General features: G+C 57.2%; 17 protein-coding genes. 6 read left to right on the top strand and 11 right to left on the bottom strand.

Features of this window, described 5'->3' with window-relative positions:
- Nucleotides 1–46 precede the first annotated feature (46 nt).
- The 3 genes from DV711_RS13970 to DV711_RS13980 all read right to left on the bottom strand — a co-directional run bounded on the left by DV711_RS13970 (nt 47) and on the right by DV711_RS13980 (nt 5,203).
- Entirely contained in the window at nt 47–1,051 is a 1,005-nt protein-coding gene (locus DV711_RS13970; protein WP_114696345.1) for an adenosine deaminase, read from the bottom strand.
- A gap of 177 nt (nt 1,052–1,228) precedes the next feature.
- Nucleotides 1,229–4,165: a bifunctional [glutamate--ammonia ligase]-adenylyl-L-tyrosine phosphorylase/[glutamate--ammonia-ligase] adenylyltransferase gene (gene glnE, locus DV711_RS13975; protein WP_243633834.1), complete on the bottom strand. Its 2,937-nt coding sequence runs from the start codon at nt 4,163–4,165 to the stop codon at nt 1,229–1,231.
- A gap of 81 nt (nt 4,166–4,246) precedes the next feature.
- Nucleotides 4,247–5,203 carry a CYTH domain-containing protein gene (locus DV711_RS13980; protein ID WP_114696347.1) on the bottom strand — a complete coding sequence of 319 codons (957 nt, stop codon included), beginning with the start codon at nt 5,201–5,203 and terminating at the stop codon, nt 4,247–4,249.
- Between the two features lie 175 nt (nt 5,204–5,378).
- On the opposite strand from DV711_RS13980, the gene DV711_RS13985 reads away from it, so the two are divergent.
- The 6 genes from DV711_RS13985 (at nt 5,379) to argA (ending at nt 11,512) form a co-directional block, all read left to right on the top strand.
- A complete protein-coding gene (locus tag DV711_RS13985) occupies nt 5,379–6,059 on the top strand; it encodes a TIGR00153 family protein (protein ID WP_114696348.1) in 681 nt (226 codons plus the stop codon).
- 20 nt (nt 6,060–6,079) lie between these two features.
- Nucleotides 6,080–7,345, top strand: a complete 1,266-nt coding sequence (locus DV711_RS13990) for an inorganic phosphate transporter (protein WP_114696349.1) — start codon at nt 6,080–6,082, stop codon at nt 7,343–7,345.
- Nucleotides 7,346–7,524: 179 nt separating this feature from the next.
- Nucleotides 7,525–7,992, top strand: a complete 468-nt coding sequence (locus DV711_RS13995) for a c-type cytochrome (RefSeq protein ID WP_114696350.1) — start codon at nt 7,525–7,527, stop codon at nt 7,990–7,992.
- A complete protein-coding gene (locus tag DV711_RS14000) occupies nt 7,989–8,849 on the top strand; it encodes a cytochrome c (protein ID WP_114696351.1) in 861 nt (286 codons plus the stop codon). Before DV711_RS13995 ends, DV711_RS14000 begins: the two co-directional genes overlap by 4 nt.
- A 93-nt stretch (nt 8,850–8,942) precedes the next feature.
- A complete protein-coding gene (gene argE / locus DV711_RS14005; protein WP_114696352.1) occupies nt 8,943–10,127 on the top strand; it encodes an acetylornithine deacetylase in 1,185 nt (394 codons plus the stop codon).
- Nucleotides 10,124–11,512: an amino-acid N-acetyltransferase gene (gene argA / locus DV711_RS14010; RefSeq protein WP_243633835.1), complete on the top strand. Its 1,389-nt coding sequence runs from the start codon at nt 10,124–10,126 to the stop codon at nt 11,510–11,512. Before argE ends, argA begins: the two co-directional genes overlap by 4 nt.
- A 25-nt stretch (nt 11,513–11,537) precedes the next feature.
- On the opposite strand, the gene DV711_RS14015 is transcribed toward argA, so the two are convergent.
- The 8 genes from DV711_RS14015 to DV711_RS14050 all read right to left on the bottom strand — a co-directional run bounded on the left by DV711_RS14015 (nt 11,538) and on the right by DV711_RS14050 (nt 17,293).
- Nucleotides 11,538–12,884, bottom strand: coding sequence for an ATP-binding protein (locus tag DV711_RS14015; RefSeq protein ID WP_114696353.1), 1,347 nt, complete (start codon nt 12,882–12,884; stop codon nt 11,538–11,540).
- A gap of 7 nt (nt 12,885–12,891) precedes the next feature.
- On the bottom strand, nt 12,892–13,569 hold the full coding sequence (locus DV711_RS14020) for a response regulator transcription factor (RefSeq protein WP_114696354.1): 678 nt from the start codon (nt 13,567–13,569) through the stop codon (nt 12,892–12,894).
- A gap of 37 nt (nt 13,570–13,606) precedes the next feature.
- Entirely contained in the window at nt 13,607–13,891 is a 285-nt protein-coding gene (locus tag DV711_RS14025; protein WP_114696355.1) for a PepSY domain-containing protein, read from the bottom strand.
- A gap of 34 nt (nt 13,892–13,925) precedes the next feature.
- Complete coding sequence (locus tag DV711_RS14030; RefSeq protein WP_114696356.1) at nt 13,926–14,531, bottom strand: glycine zipper 2TM domain-containing protein; 606 nt, start codon at nt 14,529–14,531, stop codon at nt 13,926–13,928.
- A 336-nt stretch (nt 14,532–14,867) separates the two neighbouring features.
- Complete coding sequence (locus DV711_RS14035) at nt 14,868–15,062, bottom strand: YgaP family membrane protein (RefSeq protein ID WP_114696357.1); 195 nt, start codon at nt 15,060–15,062, stop codon at nt 14,868–14,870.
- A gap of 125 nt (nt 15,063–15,187) precedes the next feature.
- On the bottom strand, nt 15,188–15,862 hold the full coding sequence (locus DV711_RS14040; protein WP_114696358.1) for a Crp/Fnr family transcriptional regulator: 675 nt from the start codon (nt 15,860–15,862) through the stop codon (nt 15,188–15,190).
- Nucleotides 15,863–15,865: 3 nt separating this feature from the next.
- Nucleotides 15,866–16,123, bottom strand: coding sequence for a hypothetical protein (locus DV711_RS14045; RefSeq protein WP_114696359.1), 258 nt, complete (start codon nt 16,121–16,123; stop codon nt 15,866–15,868).
- 450 nt (nt 16,124–16,573) lie between these two features.
- A complete protein-coding gene (locus DV711_RS14050; protein WP_114696360.1) occupies nt 16,574–17,293 on the bottom strand; it encodes an outer membrane protein in 720 nt (239 codons plus the stop codon).
- Nucleotides 17,294–17,729 lie beyond the last annotated feature (436 nt).

Raw genomic sequence — 17,729 nt, forward strand, 5'->3', positions numbered from 1 at the left:
GCCAGCGATCTCATCTTAATTTTCAAAAACGTTACCTTTAAATAAGTTAGCGGCTCTCTATATAGTCATCGACTCGTTGAATATACGACTCTTTTAACTCGTCACTAATGAAAGATGATCTAAATGAATTCTTCACCAAGGTTACAATGTCATCTTTCGAAAGATCTAGATGTTCGTATAAGTTTAAGAAATTCTTATTCATATAGCCTTTAAAATAGGCAGGATCATCAGAGTTTACTGTTACATTCAAACCATAATCTAACAAATATTTAATATTATGATCTTTGTATGTTTCAAATACTTTTAGCTCAATATTTGAGTTTGGACATACTGTTAAAGGAATTTGTTCATCTTTTAGTCGCTGCATTAAAGATTGACTATGGATGGCTTGAACACCATGATCAATTCTTTCAATATTAAGTAAATCAAGCGCAGTTTCGATATATGAAACATCACCCTCCTCACCAGCATGGGCGACTAGCCTAAAGCCCTCTTCTCTTGCCTTGTTGTAGACGTCTTCAAATTTCTTTGGTGGGTTTCCAAGCTCTGATGAATCAAGTCCAACACCAATAATGATATCTTTGTATGGCAGAGATTGTTCTAATGTTTTAAAAGCATCTTCTTGAGATAAATGCCTTAAAAAACACATAATGATGTTTGAAGTAATTCCAAACTTTTCTTTAGCATCATCTAAAGCTTCTTTGATGCCCGATATAACAACATCAAACGCGACACCTCTGTGTGTATGGGTTTGAGGATCAAAGAATATTTCCGTGTGGATTACATTATCTTCCACACACTTCAAAATATACTCGTATGTTAAGTCATAGAAGTCATCTTTATTTATTAGTACAGAAGCTCCTGCATAATAAATATCTAAAAAGCTTTGTAAATTTGTAAATTTATATGCTTCTTTTACATCAGCTACTGTTCCATAAGGTATTTCAACCCTGTTCCTCTCAGCAAGCTTAAACATAAGCTCAGGCTCTAGCGAACCTTCGATATGCAAGTGTAATTCTGCTTTTGGCAATAACTGTATAAATTCTTTCATCATAAATTCAAAATTTATTACGTGATTTATCTAATTATAGTATTTTGAAACGTAAAAAATGTCTGATCCATCTGACAGCCCAATGCTCACCGGTGTAATTAAGTATTACGCCATTCACTCAAAAAACCAGGACCAACACCCTTCTGGTCCTGTATGGATTCAAAAGCGCGACACAACTCACGCATCCATCAGCTGCTTCCAAATTCCTGCCACTTTGGCCCGTAACTCACCCAGCTGTTGATCATCCACCAGACTGGACTGCTCCTGCAGCGCCCGGCTGTGGCCCACGGATCGGTAGGTTTTGTAGGCTTCGCGTAGCAGCTCGGCATCCTCGACGCTGAGTCGTTCCAGCCGCTCGGCGGCTTCCAGAATACGGATGTTGTCGGTGTACTCGATCAGTGCCGGTTGCTGCTCGGAATAGGCCAAGGCCAGGTACTGCACCATAAACTCGATATCGACGATGCCACCGCTGTCCTGTTTGAGGTGGAATACGGCGCTGTCGGTATCATCGGACTGGCTGCTGCCCAGGTGTTCACGCATCTTGCGGCGCATATCGATCACTTCGGTTCTCAGCTTTGGCAACTCGCGTTGCCGGGACAGGACTTCGGCCCGAACCGCCTCGAAGCGCTGTTGCAACGTCGGGCTGCCCGCCACCACTCGAGCCCGCACCAGGGCCTGATGCTCCCAGGTCCAGGCTTCGCTGAGCTGGTAGTCACGGAACGCTTTCAGCGAACTGACCAACATCCCGGAGTTGCCGGATGGGCGCAGTCGCATGTCCACCTCGTAGAGCTGGCCGGAGGTGGTGAAGGTGTTCAGGATATGGATGATCTTCTGCCCCAGACGGGTGAAAAACACCTGATTATCGATCGGTTTGTTGCCGTCGGTGTGCTGGTTCAGGGCGCCGTCGTGGATAAACACCAGATCCAGGTCGGAACCGTAACTTAGCTCCAGGCCGCCGACCTTGCCGTAGCCGACCACGATAAAGTCACGCTCGCAAGGTACCCCCGCTGACTGCTGCGGCAGGCCGTGCTTGTCGGTCAGGATTCGCCAGGCGATATCGAGCGCGCCTTCGAGCACCACTTCGGCGATGTAGGTCAGGTAGTCGCTGACCTTCATCAACGGCAGCGCACCGCTGATCTCGGCCGCCGCCACCCGCAGCACATGGGCATGCTTGAAGTAGCGCAGCGCTTCCATCAGCTGCTCGACATCCTCTTCCGGAATCCGCAGCAACTGCTGACGCAGCTCCTGCTGCAGCTGCTCTTTATTCGGTGGGGCGTAGAGACTGGTGACGTCGATCAGCTCGTCCAACAGAATCGGCTGTTTGGCCAGCTGTTCGGCAAACCAGGGGCTGGCCGAGCACAGCTTAACCAGCTGGGCCAACGCGCCGGGATTTTCCCACAGCAGCACCAGATAGGCGCTGCGGCGCAGCACCGAGTCGATCAACTGCAGGGTCCGCTCCAGGGTCTGGGTCGGCTGCGGCTGGCCCGCGACGGCTTGCAATAATAACGGCATCACCCGATCGAGCCGCTCCCTGCCGATCGACTGCAGCGCCAGCACCTTACGGTTGCTACGCAGGTTATCGAGTAGTTTCTGGGCCTGTTCCGGCTGTTCAAAGCCTTGGGCGCTAAACTCCGCCACCGCACTGGTTTCGTCCAGCTCCCCCTTCCACAACAAGGCCCAGCTATCGTCGTTGGACTCGTCATCGTCGCTGTCATCCACCGGCGCGATCACCTCGGCGAAGTGATGACGCACCTTGGCCCGTTGCTGCTCCAGCTCGGCGATAAAATCTTCCCAGCGTTCAAAGCCCATACTGAAGGCGATGCGGATCTGTTCCAGTTCTTCGGTGGGCAGTTCCTGGGTCTGGCGATCCTGGACCGCCTGGATCGCATGCTCGGCGTTTCGCAGCATCCGGTAGGCCTGATACAGCTCGTCCGCCGCCTGCTCTGGCATTCCCACCGCGTCCGGCAGCAGGCTCAGAATGGTTTTCAGCTCCCTCTGTTGCAGTCGAGAGTCGCGACCACCGCGGATCAGCTGGAACGCCTGGGCCACGAACTCGACCTCGCGAATTCCGCCCGGTCCCAGTTTGACGTTGCCGTGCAACTGCTTGCGGCGCACCTCGCGGTTGATCATCGCCTTCATCTCGCGCAGCGATTCGAACGCGCTGTAATCGAGGTACTTGCGGTACACGAACGGGCGTAGATCAGCCATCAGCTGGGCGCCAGCCTGTTGATCACCGGCCACCACCCGCGCCTTGATCATCGCGTAACGCTCCCAATCGCGGCCCTGATCCTGGTAGTACTCCTCCATGGCGGCGAAGTTCGGCACCAGGATGCCGCTCTGGCCGTAGGGGCGCAGGCGCATATCGACCCGGAATACAAAGCCGTCGGCGGTCTGCTGATCTAGCGCCTGGATCAGTTTCTGACCCAGCTTATTAAAGAAGCTGGCGTTATCGAGGCAGCGACGGGCGCCTTCGGTCTCACCCATCTCCGGGAACGCGAAGATCAGATCGATATCCGAGGACAGGTTCAGCTCGCCAGCCCCCAGTTTACCCATCCCGATCACCACCATCTGCTGGGGCTGGGCCGGCTGGCCTTCACGGGCTCGGGAATGGGGCGTGCCCCACTTGTCACAGGCCCAACGGTAAAGCCAGTTCAGCGCCTGATCGATACAAGCATCGGCCAGCGCACTCAGGTCGGCGGTGGTCTGCTCCATCTCGGCCAGTCGATTCAGATCACGCCAGATGATCCGGCTCATTTCCCGGTGACGGAACTGGCGCAGGCAGCGATGCAGCTCGTTCTCGGTTTCGGCACTCGCGAGGATCTGCTCCAGTCGTCGAGCGTACTCCCCTTCGTCATAGCTGCGCTCCAGATCGGGCAGCAGATCCGGCAACAGCTCGGGACGATTCAGGCACTGTTCCACCACAAACAGGCTGCCACTCCAACACCGACTCAGCTGCTGCCAGAAGGCTTCCGGCAACTCCTGCAGTTGTTCAAACTGATCGCTGTCCGCCTGATCCTGATAGCGCTGCCAGTTGGTCTGCAGCTCTGAGGCGAGCGAGGCGGGCAGCAGGTCGTAGCAGGAGGCGGGAATTGACGGAGGCATAGTCAGGGGCATGGTTCATCCTTTGATCGTGCCGGATGGCGGGTAAGGCCCGCCGAAGGCTGGTATACCGGTCGGGCCGAACGAGAAAATCGGTCAGGCCTGGGATTGTTCAAACAGCCAACGGCTCAGCCGCAACAGGCAAACGCCCAGATCACGGCTGTGGAGCCACTGCTGGCAATTGTCCCAATCGTACGGCACCTCAAGCAGACTGTGTAGCCGTTTGCCCTGCTCCAACAGTAATTGACCCAGTGGCGGCTGGGGTTCGGCCAGCTGTCGGTGCAGTCCTTGCAGACATTGCTGGGCCTGGGGTAACAACTGCGCATCGGCATTGAATTCAAACAGTTCCAGCAGCGCCTGGAGTCGCTCTATCAACTGCCCGACCACCAATGGATCCCCATCCACCGTGGAGGATTCCGGTAACGGCGGTACCGGACGAGCCCGGTCCGGGCTATGCAAGCGGTAACCTTTTTCGGCTTTGCTGATCCGGCTGACACGCAGCGGTACCTGATCCGCCAATTGTTCCGCCAGCTCGAACAGCGCACCGGTTTCACCCTGCTTGAGCTCCAACTCGATCTCGCTGATCGGGTCATGCCGACCGGCAGCGATGACCTGGCCCTGGTCCAGCACCAGCTCGATCTTGGTAGTTTGACCCTGGTAGGGATAACTCAGCTGCCAACTGGTGCGTTGAAAGTCGGTATTGAATGCGGCACCCAGCTGTTGCAGCGGGATATCCTGGGGCAGTGCCTCAGCCGGTAGTTTATCCAGTTCCAACTGCTCGCCGGCCACATCCCACTCCCATTCCTGCCGCTGGTGCAGTCCTGCCTGGCTGCTGCCACGGGTTTTCAGGGTTTGGATAAAACGCTCGCCGATACGGCGGATCCGAAGTGCCACCCGGTGTCGATTCAGCTGCTGATCGGGGGTATCGAAGTAGCAGTTGAGCAACGAATCCTGGCGCACGCTATCACTATACTGTTGTAACAGAGGTAGCTGCGCGAACGCTTGCTGTAAGTCCACCGGAACAATGAGTTTGAGCTCGATCTCACTGGGCATGATTGGCCTCCATGCTGGCAACAAAAACCGGTTAGCGGCTGATCAATATTAATTGTGACATTTTGATGACAATTGCGTGAAAGTTGGCTGAATTTATTTGAGTAAAAAAGCTACAAAACGATGACAGCCGACCTTATACTTGCGCCAAATTTTCTAACCCTAGAGGTGGTTCACTATGGTTGCAAACAGTTCCTTTCTAAACATGTTTGCCCAATCTCCGGTTAAACCGCTGCAGACCCATATCGAGAAGGCCCATAGCTGTGCTGTTGAGCTGATCCCCTTCTTCGACGCAGTGTTGAACCAAGATTGGAACCAGGCCGAGAAAGCCCAGCAGCGCATCAGTGATCTTGAACACGAAGCCGACACGCTCAAGCAGGACCTGCGTCAGCACCTGCCCAAGAGCTTGTTTATGCCGGTGCCGCGTTCCGATCTTTTGGAACTGCTACGGATGCAGGACCAGATCGCCAATAAGGCCAAGGACATTGCCGGCATCATGCTGGGCCGCCAAATGCAGATTCCGGCCAGCATGGCCGATCTGATGATGGAGTACCTGAAGGGCTCCATCGCCGTCTGTGAACAGGCGGTTCAGGCACTGAACGAACTGGACGAGCTGGTCGCCACCGGCTTCCGTGGTCGCGAGGCCGACGTGGTGGAGAAGATCATCACTCGCCTGGACGAGCTGGAAACCGCCACCGATGAGCGTGAACGACAGCTGCGTCATCAACTGTTCGAACTGGAAAAGGATCTTCCTCCTATCGACGTTATGTTCCTGTACAAGGTCATCGACTGGGTCGGTGAACTGGCCGACCGGGCCGAGCAGGTAGGTAGTCGCTTCCAGCTATTGCTGGCCCGCTAGAACACTTCCGAGGAAAGATCATGGAAATTATTAGCCAGTACGGTGACGTACTCGTCATCCTTGCCTGTGTGGTTGGTTTCTTTATGGCCTGGGGCGTTGGTGCCAACGACGTGGCCAACGCTATGGGTACCTCGGTCGGCTCCAAGGCGCTGACCATCAAGCAGGCGATTATGATCGCCATCATTTTCGAATTCGCCGGTGCCTACCTGGCCGGTGGCGAAGTCACCAAGACGATCCGTAAAGGGATCATCGATCCGAGCATGCTCAGTGGCACGCCGGAGCTGCTGGTATTCGGCATGATCGCCGCACTGCTGGCCGCCGGTATCTGGCTGCTGATCGCGACCCACTTCGGTTGGCCGGTCTCCACCACCCATTCCATTGTCGGTGCCGTGGTCGGCTTCGCTGCCGTGGGTATCTCGGTGGATGCGGTAGCCTGGGGTAAGGTCGGTAAGATCGTCGCCAGCTGGGTCGTCTCGCCTGTGTTGGCGGGTAGCCTGGGTTATCTGCTGTTCCGATCGGTGCAGAAATTGATAATGGACACGGCGGATCCGTTCGCCAACGCCAAGAAATACGTGCCCATGTACAGTTTCCTGGTGGGTTACATCATCGCGATGGTGACCTTCACCAAGGGTCTCAAGCATATCGGCCTGGGCGTCAGCTTCGGTGAAGCGGCGCTGTATTCTGTCGTTGCCGGCATGGTGGTGTTCTTCCTGGCCAAGCATCTGCAGCGCAATATCACTCAATCCGAAGAAGAGAACCGTGAATACCACTTCACCAGCGTGGAGAAGGTATTCGGTGTACTGATGATGTTTACCGCCTGTGCGATGGCTTTCGCCCACGGTTCCAACGATGTAGCCAACGCCGTCGGCCCGCTGGCCGCGGTTGTCAGCATCGTCGGTGCCGGTGGTGAGATCGCCCAGAAGAGCGTCATGCCGTCCTGGATTCTGCTGCTCGGCGGCGGCGGTATCGTTCTCGGCCTGATCATGTACGGCCACAAGGTTATCGCTACCGTTGGTAACAACATCACCGAACTGACCCCGAGCCGCGGCTTCGCAGCGACTCTGGCGGCGGCCACCACCGTGGTTATCGCCTCCGGTACCGGTCTGCCGATCTCCACCACCCACACCCTGGTGGGTGCGGTACTGGGTGTTGGTATCGCCCGTGGTCTATCGGCCCTGAACCTGCGCGTTGTCGGCACCATCTTCATGTCCTGGATCGTGACCCTGCCGGCTGGTGCCGGTCTGGCGATCCTGATCTTCTTCACCCTGAAGGGGATCTTCGCCTAAGACTTAGCCATCCAGGTAACCATAGATCCAGTTACGGCGGACAGCATAAGCTCTCCGCCGTTTTTATTGGTTGCGGCTATTTGTTGCAGCGATGGGTTGCAGCTTTTGATTGCAGCGGCGAATCAATCGTTCTACCTTCATCCCAAAACCCACCCGTTATTGATTTAAAGGACTCCCCGATGTCTCGACGCCACACCACTCTGCTTAACACCCTAGCCGGCCTGCTGCTGATCAGTTCAATCACGGCTCAAGCCCATCAGGGCGCCACTGGTGTCGTCAAAGAGCGGATGGATTCGATGAAAGCGATGGGCGATGCCATGAAAGCGATGTCGGCGATCGTCAAAGGTAAGCAGCCGTTCGAGTTGGAGACCTTCAGTCGAGGCTCGGCCACGATTCTGGAACATAACCAGCATCTGCTGATGATGTTCCCGGAAGGTTCGGCCACCGGAAAATCCGAGGCGCTGCCGAAGATCTGGCAACAGTGGCCCAAGTTCGAGCAGCAGGCCGAAACCAGCCGTGGCGAAGCGCAGCGATTGGCCGATCTTGCCGCTCAAGAGGCGGACTTCAAAGCCCTTCGCAAGCAGTTCGTGCTGCTGGGCAAGAGCTGCAAAGGCTGCCATACCGACTTCCGTAAACCGAAAAAATGATCCGACGCTCCGGCTTCATTCTACTGTTGGCACTACTGCTGGTGCCGACAGCCCAGGCTGACCCATCCGCCATCCAGCGCGGTGCCTACCTGTTCGCCCTCGGTGGCTGCGCCTCCTGTCATACCGACTCCGACAATGGCGGTGAGCCTCTGGCCGGCGGGTTGGCGATGCCCACCCCGTTCGGCACCTTCTACACCCCCAATATCAGTGCCGATCCGCAGCAGGGTATCGGCGCCTGGAGCAACGCAGACTTTATCCGCGCCATGCGTCGGGGGATCAGCCCCGAGGATGAGCACTATTACCCCGCTTTTCCCTATACCGCCTACAGCCTGATGAGCGACGCCGAACTGCACGACCTGAAGGCCTACCTCGACAGCCAGCCCGCCAGCGCCGTGCCGTCAAAAGCGCACCAGCTCAACTTTCCGTTTCGCTACCGCAGCCTGTTGGCGCTGTGGAAGTGGCTCTACCTCGATGGCCAGCGCTTCAGCCCCGACCCCAACCGTAGCGAGCAGTGGAATCGGGGGGCCTATATCGTCAATGGTCCTGGCCACTGCGTCGAATGCCACAGCCCGCGTACCCTGCTCGGTGGGCTGGATTCCGATCACCTGCTCGAAGGCACTCCCGATGGCCCGGACGGCGAGACGGTGCCGGGATTAACCGCCGCCAGTAACCCCGAGTTCGGTCAGTGGCTGGATGAGGATATCCAGTTTGCGCTGGAAACCGGGATGATGCTCAACGGGGATTTCTTCAGCGGTACGATGGGAAAAGTGGTCGACAACAGCACTTCACAGCTGAGCGAAGCGGACCGGGCCGCCATTGCGGTGTACCTCAAATCCTTCGCCAAACCGCCGCAGTAACGCCCAATCCCCCCCCTATCATTGAAGAACCTTTATTTTTGCGCCCCGATGGCGGCAGAATAGTGAATTAGCCACTGATTGCCGGGTCACCCCATGAACGCCGTTCCCTCGTTAACCGAGATGCTGCAACAGTTGATCGCCACGCCGTCGATCAGCTCGACCCTGGACGAGCTCGACACCAGCAACCTGGCGGTAATCGAGAAGCTCGAAGGCTGGCTCGATGGGTTGGGCTTTCACACCGAGGTATTGCCGGTCGAGGGTCATCCCGGCAAGGCCAACCTGATCGCCACCCTCGGCAGCGGCTCCGGCGGCCTGGTGCTGTCGGGCCACACCGACACCGTGCCCTTTGATGCCGGACGCTGGAACCACGATCCGTTCAAGCTGACCGAGCATGACCAGCGTTTCTATGGCCTGGGCAGTTGTGACATGAAGGGCTTTTTCGCCCTGGCGATCGAAGCAGCCCGGCAGTTTGTCGGCCAACCCCTGCAGCAGCCATTGATCATCCTGGCGACCGCCGACGAGGAGACCAGCATGTCCGGTGCCCGGGCCCTGGCCCTGGCCGGTAAACCCAAGGCCCGCCGGGCGGTGATCGGCGAGCCGACCGGGCTAAAGCCGGTCTACCTGCATAAGGGCATGATGATGGAGCGGGTGCGACTCACCGGTCGGGCCGGCCACTCCTCTAATCCGGCATTGGGCAACAATGCGATGGAAGCGATGCACCGACTGATCGCCGAGTTGCTCCAATTCCGCCAGGAGCTGCAACTGCAATACCAGAACGACGCCTTCGAAGTCGCGGTCCCGACCCTCAATCTCGGCTGTATCCATGGTGGCGATAATCCCAATCGGATCTGCGGCCACTGTGAGATGGATTTCGATCTACGGCCACTGCCGGGGATGGAGCTTGAGGCGATAAGAGATCAAATCAAGCACCGTTTGGCGCCGATCGCCGCCGATCTCGGGGTCAAATTCGAGGCCGAATCGCTATTTTCCGGAATCCCCGCATTCAACAATCAGCCGGATTCCGAGCTGGTTCGCTTAGCCGAAAAACTCACCGGAAAACCGGCAGAAACCGTCGCGTTCGGCACCGAAGCCCCCTTTATGCAACAACTGGGGATGGATACCATTGTGCTCGGGCCCGGTTCGATCGATCAGGCCCATCAACCGGATGAGTTTTTGGCCTTCGACCAGATCCAGCCCACCGTTGAGCTGTTGCAACAACTGATAATCGATAGCTGTCTGTCACCCCAGCCAGCCGTTCAGGAGGAACCCCGCGCGTGAGCCAAGTCAGCGCCTCTATCGCCAACTCCAGCGCCAACCCAAGCGCCAAATCCAACACCAACGCTAACTACGTCGAGTTCTTCCGTCACTGCTCGCCGTACATCAATGGTCATCGCGGCAAGACCCTGGTGTTACTGCTCGACGGCGATGCCCTGACCGACGGCAAGTTCAATAACATTGCCAATGACCTGGCGCTGCTCAACAGCCTCGGCCTCCGGCTGGTGATCGTCCACGGCGGTCGCCCCCAGATCGAATCACAACTGGCCCAGCGGGGCATCAAGTCCCAACTGCACCGACACCTGCGGATTACCGACGGGCCGACCCTGGAGTGCGTCAAAGAGGTGATCGGCGGGCTGCGAACCGATATCGAAGCGCGACTGTCGATGGGGCTGCCCAACTCGCCGATGCACGGGGCCAAATTGCGGGTGTGCAGTGGTAACTTTATCGCCGCCAAACCCCTGGGAGTGGTCGACGGCGTCGACTACTGCCACACCGGCGAAGTGCGTCGGGTCGATAGCAGTTCGATCAATCATCTACTCGATCAGGGCTCGATGGTGCTGCTGTCCAACCTGGGCTACTCCCCCACCGGCGAAGTGTTCAACCTGGCGATCGAGGACGTCGCCGCCCAAGTGGCGATCGCACTGAAAGCCGACAAGCTGATCTGCTTCGGCGAGGATAATGGCATCGTGCATGACAGCGGCCAACAGCACTCCGAACTGCTGACCAAGGCCGCCGAACGTTTGCTGCAGCAATACCTGGACGGACTGACCGATTCGCAGCAGCCCCACAGCCAACTGGCCCGCCAGCTGACCGCCGTGACCACCGCCTGCCACGGCGGGGTCGATCGTGGCCACCTGATCAGCTACCATCAGGACGGGGCGCTGCTGCTGGAGCTGTTCACCCGCGACGGCACCGGCACCATGGTGCTGCAGGAGAGCTACGAGCAGGTACGCCAGGCCGGAATCGACGATGTGGGCGGGATTCTGGAACTGATCCGCCCGCTGGAGGAGCGCGGGGTACTGGTACGGCGCTCACGCGAGCTGCTGGAGACCGAGATCGACCGCTTCGTACTGGTCGAGCGTGACAACAGCATCATCGGCTGCGCAGCGCTCTACCCCTACCAGGATGGCTCGGCCGAACTGGCCTGCGTGGCGGTCAGCGACGACTATCGCGGTGGCAACCGGGGAGACCGGATGCTGAGCCAGATCGAACAGCAGGCCCGTGCCCAGGGGATTGAGCGGCTATTTGTGCTCACCACCCGCACTGCCCACTGGTTTCAGGAGCGCGGCTTTGTCGAGGCGGATCTGAGCACGCTGCCCAAAGGCAAGCAGGCGCTCTACAACCTGCAGCGTAATTCCAAGGTGTTTGAGAAGAATCTGGGCTGAGTCACCAAAACCGAAACCACCCCGACTAGCGGGGCAATTGCAGACAGAAACTGGCGCCGCCGAGGGTTTCGCTGCGGCCCAGGGTCAGGGTGCCGCCGTAGCTACTGAGAATATCGCGCAACACAGACAGGCCGATACCCTGCCCAGGTGCGATCGAATCGGCGCGGGTGCCCCGCTGAAGGATCAGCTCACCCAGCTCGTCGGCCACCCCCGGGCCGTCGTCCTCGATCCGAATCAACAACTGCTGCGCTTGAGTCTCGATCCGTACCTGAACCCGGCCAGCGCCATACTTAAATCCGTTGTCGATCAGGTTGCCGAGCATCTCCATCAGGTCCCGCTCGTCGCCGGTAAAGGACTCGTCTTCGCCGATCACCTCGAAACTACGGTAGTTATCCGGATAGACCTTGGCCATCACCAGACCGATACGCTCGGCTACCGGGCGAACCTGGGTGCGTTGCAACAGTTTTTGCGCCGATGCCGAACCGGCCCGACCGAGCTGGTGATTGATGATCTGCTCCATTCGATCCACCTGCTGTTGCAGCAGCTCGGTGTTGGTCGGCGCCGATCGATCCGTCTCCACTTCATTCCGCATCACCGCCAGCGGCGTTTTGAGACTGTGGGCCAGATCGGCCAGGGTGTTGCGGTAACGCTGGCGTCGGCCGCGTTCGGTTTCCAGTAGCAGGTTGAGGTTGTGGGTCAGCGGCTGAACCTCCTGGGGGTAGCGCCCCTCCAATTGGTTCTGATCGCCGGTCTCCATCGATTTGATGTCCTGAGCCATCTGCTGCAACGGCTGTAATCCCCAGCGCATCAGCAGCGCCTGAGCCGCCAACAGCAACAAGCCCAACAACGCCAGTCCACTCCACAGGTGGAATCGAAACTCGCGTAGCGCGGCCCGAAAACGATCCGGTCGCTCTAGGGTGCTGAAAACAAATTCGGTCACCTGCCCGGACTCGATTTCCCACAACACCCGGTAGCTGTAGAAGAACAACCCCATATCATCGACCCCGAACAACGCCTGTCCCGGCTCGGGCTTGGATTGCAGCGGTTGCAGCTCCGCCCCGAGACTGGACTCGGAGCGCCACAGCACCTCGCCGTCGGCATCGCTGACCAGCCCGAACAGACCGGAGCCGGGTTGACTGAAACGCGGTTCCTGCAGGCTTGGCGGCATCCACAACACCCCGCCACCGGCTTCGGCGGCGCCCAACAGCACGTAGGTCTGCAGCTCCAGCCGCTCGCGCACCGTCTGCTCCAGACTGCGGCTGTAGGCCTGATCCAGAATCAGCGCGGTCAGGCCGATAATCAGCGGCAGCAGTAGACAGGACGCCAGCCCAAGGCGGGCATTGAGGGAGTAGGGGATCCGCAGTCGTAACACAGGCAGATCAGTCGGCGCTCAACACAAACCGATAACCGCGACCGCGCTCGGTGGCGATCGGTTTCAGCTCGCCGCTGGGATCAAGCTTCTTGCGCAAGCGGGTGATAAAGACCTCGATCACGTTGCTGTCGCGATCAAAATCCTGATCGTACAGGTGCTCGGTCAGCTCGGTCTTGGACACCACCTTGCCGGCCTGGTGAATCAGGTATTCCAGAGTGTTGTACTCGTAGGCGGTCAACTCCAGCGGTTGCTCCTGCAGGTAAACCCGCTTGGCAGCCGTATCGATCCGAATCGGACCGTAGTTGACGCTGGGGCTGGCCTGACCGGCCGAACGGCGCAACAGCGCGTTAACCCGCGCCAGCAGTTCTTCGATATGGAAGGGTTTGGTCAGGTAATCGTCGGCCCCGGCCTCCAGGCCTTCGACCTTGTCCTGCCAGTCGCTGCGGGCGGTCAGAATCAGGATCGGCAGGCGGCTACCCTGCTCACGGATACGGCGGATCAGCTCCAGGCCGCTCAGCCCCGGCAACCCCAGGTCGATCACGGCCAGATCGAACTCCCACTCCTGGGCGAGATAAAGCCCCTCTTCGCCATCGGGAGCCAGGTCGACCGCATAATTGCGCGACTTCAGCGCCTCACCCAACTGCTCACGCAGCGCCTGTTCATCCTCAACTACCAGAACGCGCATCGTTCTCCCCTTTCGTTATCCTTTCCAAGCTGGCGGTTTACTGGCGCCCTTTGAAGGGCAATGCCTTACCGCTGGTGGCGTCGATCAGAATCAATTTAACCCTCCCGGATGGCTGCAGCAGCTTGACCCGATAGGCCATCTTGTTACCACTGCCGACCCGCTTAAGATCCAGCACCTTGCCGCCGTAGCGCTGTTGAACCATCTCCGCCGCCCGATCTCGACCGATCGGTTCGGCCGCCTGCAACACCGGCGTCGTCAACATCAATAACCCCGTGATTAACGACACACCCACACTGCGAATCAATCGATTATTCTGGGTCAAACCGGGTTAGCCTCCATCGGCCGACGCCCTGCAATCAGAACACCGGCCTTACCTGTACCTGGACACGAATTTTGTTCCCCGGATCATAGTCCATGCGAGTATGGTATGTCTCTCCCCGATAACGATAGCGGACATCGTAGCCGGTTATCCGCTCCTCCCAGTGAGTCTCGTAGTGGGTATCGCAACGCTGCTCGGTGCGGTACTCGGTACGGCTCGACGGGTGGTGGTGCTGTCGCCCCAGATCGCGCCCGATGGAAGCTCCCAGCAGGCCACCGGCGATCGCCTTGATGGTGCGATTACTCTTGTGGTGATTGCTGCCCAAGCTGCTCCCCAGTGCGACACCCGCGATGCCACCGAGGATCTCCGGGGTGCGGGAGCGGTAGCCGCCATGGGTCGGCACCTCGTAGGCCACCTCCTCCTGCCAACAACTCTGATAGGGGACTTTGCGCGACACCGACCGGGTCACCGGCTCGACCGACACCACTTTGGCATAGTCGTATCGAGCCTTTCCTTTCTGGTACTTGTGATCACCGCGGTGTCCGGCCTCGGCCATTACCGGCGCGGCGATCAAAGCGCTGATCGCCAGCCCCAGCAGCATGCTCTTGAATGGACGCTTGGTTTTGTTGAGATGAGTGTTCATCGTTCTGTCCCCTGTTAGCGTTTCTAAACACAGATTAGGGCGCGATCAATGAATACTGACTGAACTGGAAATAGAAAGCCGACAATGCAGCATTTAAGCAGAAATAGAAGTGGAGCCGCGGAGACAGAAAAAAACGGCAGCGTCGGGTTAATAACACTGCCGTAAGGGGCATAACCAAATTTCAGGACCTTGGCGCCTTACATCTGGCCAGGAAGACTGCGGCAGACTCCCTTCCAGCCCAAACCATCGAAAAACAGGTCGGTCACCGACCCCGGACGTCAAGCCTGACGAGGCAAGCCTCGAGCAGAACCCTAGCCCGTACCGATTAGAATCGGATCAGGAGTCACACTTGCGGCAGGTGCTGATACCGAAAATCCGGTACGCCGGACAGAAATTGATCAGTGCTGTCAGCAAGGGTACCAGGCCAACCCAGCCCCAAGGGGTCTGCGGGCCGATGAAAACCAGGGAGATCAGAACCAATCCGGCAACGATGCGCAGGATCTTATCGACAGTGCCAATATTCGCGTTCATAGGAAGGCTCCTTATCAAGTCGCTTGAGTGCCGTACGGCAGATGGAGCTACTTTAGTCGAGCCTAATGGAGAGTTCAGTGACTAGGTCACATAAGGGCGAATTAGTGGCGGATGAAGAAGCCGGCTCAGCCCTGACAATCGAGCAGGGTTTCCAGTCCGGCCAGGTGTTCGACCCGGATCGTTCCGCGTCCCAGGCTGATCCAGCCCTGACGTTCGAAACTCTTGAGCTGGCGACTGACCACCTCGCGGGCCGAGCCCAGTTCGATCGCCAACTGCTGGTGGGTTACCTGCAGCTCGATCCGTTCACGACAGTTTTCGATCAGATACCGGGCCAGCCGTAGGTCGATCCGTTCGAAAGCCAACTGCTGAACCAGCCGGATCAGGTCGCTCAACCGCTCGCCATAAGAAGCGAACACAAACCGACGTAAGCCTTCCGAACCGGCCAGCGCCTGTTCGAATCGCTGCCGGGGAATCGCAAACGCCTGTACCGTCGTCTCGGTAATCCCTTCGGCCGGATAGGCATCGTGTCCCATCAGGCAGGCGGTGGTCAGCACACAGGTGCCACCCTGATCGATCCGGTACAGTAGAATTTCACGTCCGCTGCTGCCGCGCCCGATCACCTTGACCTGGCCGGCGGCGACCATCAGAAAATTTTGGCAAGGATCGCCAACACGGAACACCGACTGCCCTGGGGGTACCTCCAGCAGCATCGCCTCAGACAGAATCGCCCGACCCTCGGCATCATCGACGCCGGCCAGGGTCGGAAAGTGCATTTCGAGCAGCGGATGGAGTTCGCTCATAGCTTAACGGGTGCGGCCCCGCTCCTCTTTTTCCTTCTCCTCACGCTGCTTGCGCACCGCCAGCATCACGTAACGGATGTTGTAGGCCAGGCCGATCGCCATCGCCAACGGACAGGTGATAAAGAACAGCATCCCCAGTCCCGGCGAACCAAAGTAACGCCCGGCCCACAGACTCAGTACACTGATGATCGCCAGCGGAATCCCGGTCTTGGTCATCAACTTCAAGTACCGGTCCTTACGAATCTCCCGCTTATCGACCATCAACTTGTCCTCATCAAAAAATTAGCCTCATCGTAAGCAGCTTACAGATCGGCTTCAAGCTTCGTGCGACTAATGTAAGCCATCGCCGGTGAACCGGCGTACGAACGAGGCGCAGAATCTTAGAGGATTAAAGCTGACTCGGGCTAATCCTGGATTTGAAAGGGTCTAGAAACGACTGAGGCCTGCTCTAGATTGCAAGCCATTGCAAGAGATGGTTTCCAGAGCTGGAGTCGAACCACCGGCACGAAGTTTTCAATGTTGCTTTAGAAAAAACAATATATTCATATCAAACGCTAACGAAAACCCTATTGCTTTGTTAGTACTGAATTCCCACAACAAGAATTCCTAACCAGCGACCCCATGACTGGCCAAAACAGATATTAGCTTCGCTCCTGTGCATTGCCTGAATGGGCGGGACTTTAACTGTATCCGAAATTACCTACTGCCCGATCAGAACCGGTATATCAAACCGAAAGTCAGATCATGGGAACGCATTCCTGAGGTACTGACTTCGGCTCCGCCAGATTGGGGGCCTATGTGTACATCTCCCAAGTCGATATAGCGGTAGGCGATATCGGCGCTCCAGCGTTCGTTCAGTTTGACTGTACTTCCGGCGGTCAGCAGCCAGGCGGTACTCTTTTCGGTATTGGTATCGCGTTCCTTTGATATCCCGAAATTAAACAGATTGGTGTCGGTTTTATTTTTTACCACCCCGACTCCGATACCGGCCCAAGGCTGCAAGCGATAGCCCAGCAGGCTGTAATCTGTCTCAAAGTCCCACAACAAACTCAGTAGCAGCGTCTGGGATTCCACTTCACTACGAAAGGTTGCCGTTCGCCCCGGTCCCGGATCCGCTCTACCAACATTACCATTGAGGTCAAACCGGTAGCGCCAGCCATATTCAAGCTCGAGGCGGTAGCGGCCGAAATCGTAGCCAACAGCAGCGGTGATCCCCCCGATCAAGTCTTCCAGATCCTTGCCATCGCTCTCATCGTTAGAGGGGAAGATGGGGCCAGAGAGACTCCCTGCTGCTTCAATACCCTTGACCTGTGCATAAGCACCCAGCAGTTTTATCGATGTGTAAGCTGTACCAGCCGAGTCCTCCGCGACAGTTAAAGCCGGCCATGACAGAATGGTCAACGTGACGATTACAAACGAAAACGCTCTCATTAAACGCTCCTGTGCCCCTGCTGGGAAGGGGCTCTGTCCAGCCGGTCCTCAGGCCGACGGTCTGCAGAATTCCCTGATCGATTGCTCTCCCTAGCCGAATCTTTATTCTCCAGATTAGTTACTGAGCAACAGTAGCGCCAGCTTCTGTTGATCAGAAGTGAGAAATTAACACTTATGTTTCAATACGATCTCTGCGTAGAAGTCGGCTAAAGTCAGCGACTGTATTGAGTGACGTGCAGGTTTGTGTCGAGTTCAAAGCCGCCTCGTACTTTGTCAAAGGGTCCGGGTAAGGTACGCCTTCATCAAAGAGTAACAGACGCATAATCCCTTCCAGGTTCTCTGCCAATTGCTCGATCTCCATCACTGCGTTTATTACGTTTGGCAACGGCTGCCTCATATATATTTGAACTCACGCGGGCTTGCTGTACCTCGGGGT

It is taken from the genome of Motiliproteus coralliicola (assembly GCF_003345655.1).
Lineage (GTDB): Bacteria > Pseudomonadota > Gammaproteobacteria > Pseudomonadales > Balneatricaceae > Motiliproteus > Motiliproteus coralliicola.

Excerpts from the sequence above, each read along its gene's own strand:
- DV711_RS13970 (WP_114696345.1), bottom strand. The coding sequence starts at position 1,051 with ATGAAAGAATTTATACAGTTATTGCCAAAAGCAGAATTACACTTGCAT.
- glnE (WP_243633834.1), bottom strand. The coding sequence starts at position 4,165 with ATGCCCCTGACTATGCCTCCGTCAATTCCCGCCTCCTGCTACGACCTG.
- DV711_RS13980 (WP_114696347.1), bottom strand. The coding sequence starts at position 5,203 with ATGCCCAGTGAGATCGAGCTCAAACTCATTGTTCCGGTGGACTTACAG.
- DV711_RS13985 (WP_114696348.1), top strand. The coding sequence starts at position 5,379 with ATGGTTGCAAACAGTTCCTTTCTAAACATGTTTGCCCAATCTCCGGTT.
- DV711_RS13990 (WP_114696349.1), top strand. The coding sequence starts at position 6,080 with ATGGAAATTATTAGCCAGTACGGTGACGTACTCGTCATCCTTGCCTGT.
- DV711_RS13995 (WP_114696350.1), top strand. The coding sequence starts at position 7,525 with ATGTCTCGACGCCACACCACTCTGCTTAACACCCTAGCCGGCCTGCTG.
- DV711_RS14000 (WP_114696351.1), top strand. The coding sequence starts at position 7,989 with ATGATCCGACGCTCCGGCTTCATTCTACTGTTGGCACTACTGCTGGTG.
- argE (WP_114696352.1), top strand. The coding sequence starts at position 8,943 with ATGAACGCCGTTCCCTCGTTAACCGAGATGCTGCAACAGTTGATCGCC.
- DV711_RS14020 (WP_114696354.1), bottom strand. The coding sequence starts at position 13,569 with ATGCGCGTTCTGGTAGTTGAGGATGAACAGGCGCTGCGTGAGCAGTTG.
- DV711_RS14030 (WP_114696356.1), bottom strand. The coding sequence starts at position 14,531 with ATGAACACTCATCTCAACAAAACCAAGCGTCCATTCAAGAGCATGCTG.
- DV711_RS14035 (WP_114696357.1), bottom strand. The coding sequence starts at position 15,062 with ATGAACGCGAATATTGGCACTGTCGATAAGATCCTGCGCATCGTTGCC.
- DV711_RS14040 (WP_114696358.1), bottom strand. The coding sequence starts at position 15,862 with ATGAGCGAACTCCATCCGCTGCTCGAAATGCACTTTCCGACCCTGGCC.
- DV711_RS14045 (WP_114696359.1), bottom strand. The coding sequence starts at position 16,123 with ATGGTCGATAAGCGGGAGATTCGTAAGGACCGGTACTTGAAGTTGATG.
- DV711_RS14050 (WP_114696360.1), bottom strand. The coding sequence starts at position 17,293 with ATGAGAGCGTTTTCGTTTGTAATCGTCACGTTGACCATTCTGTCATGG.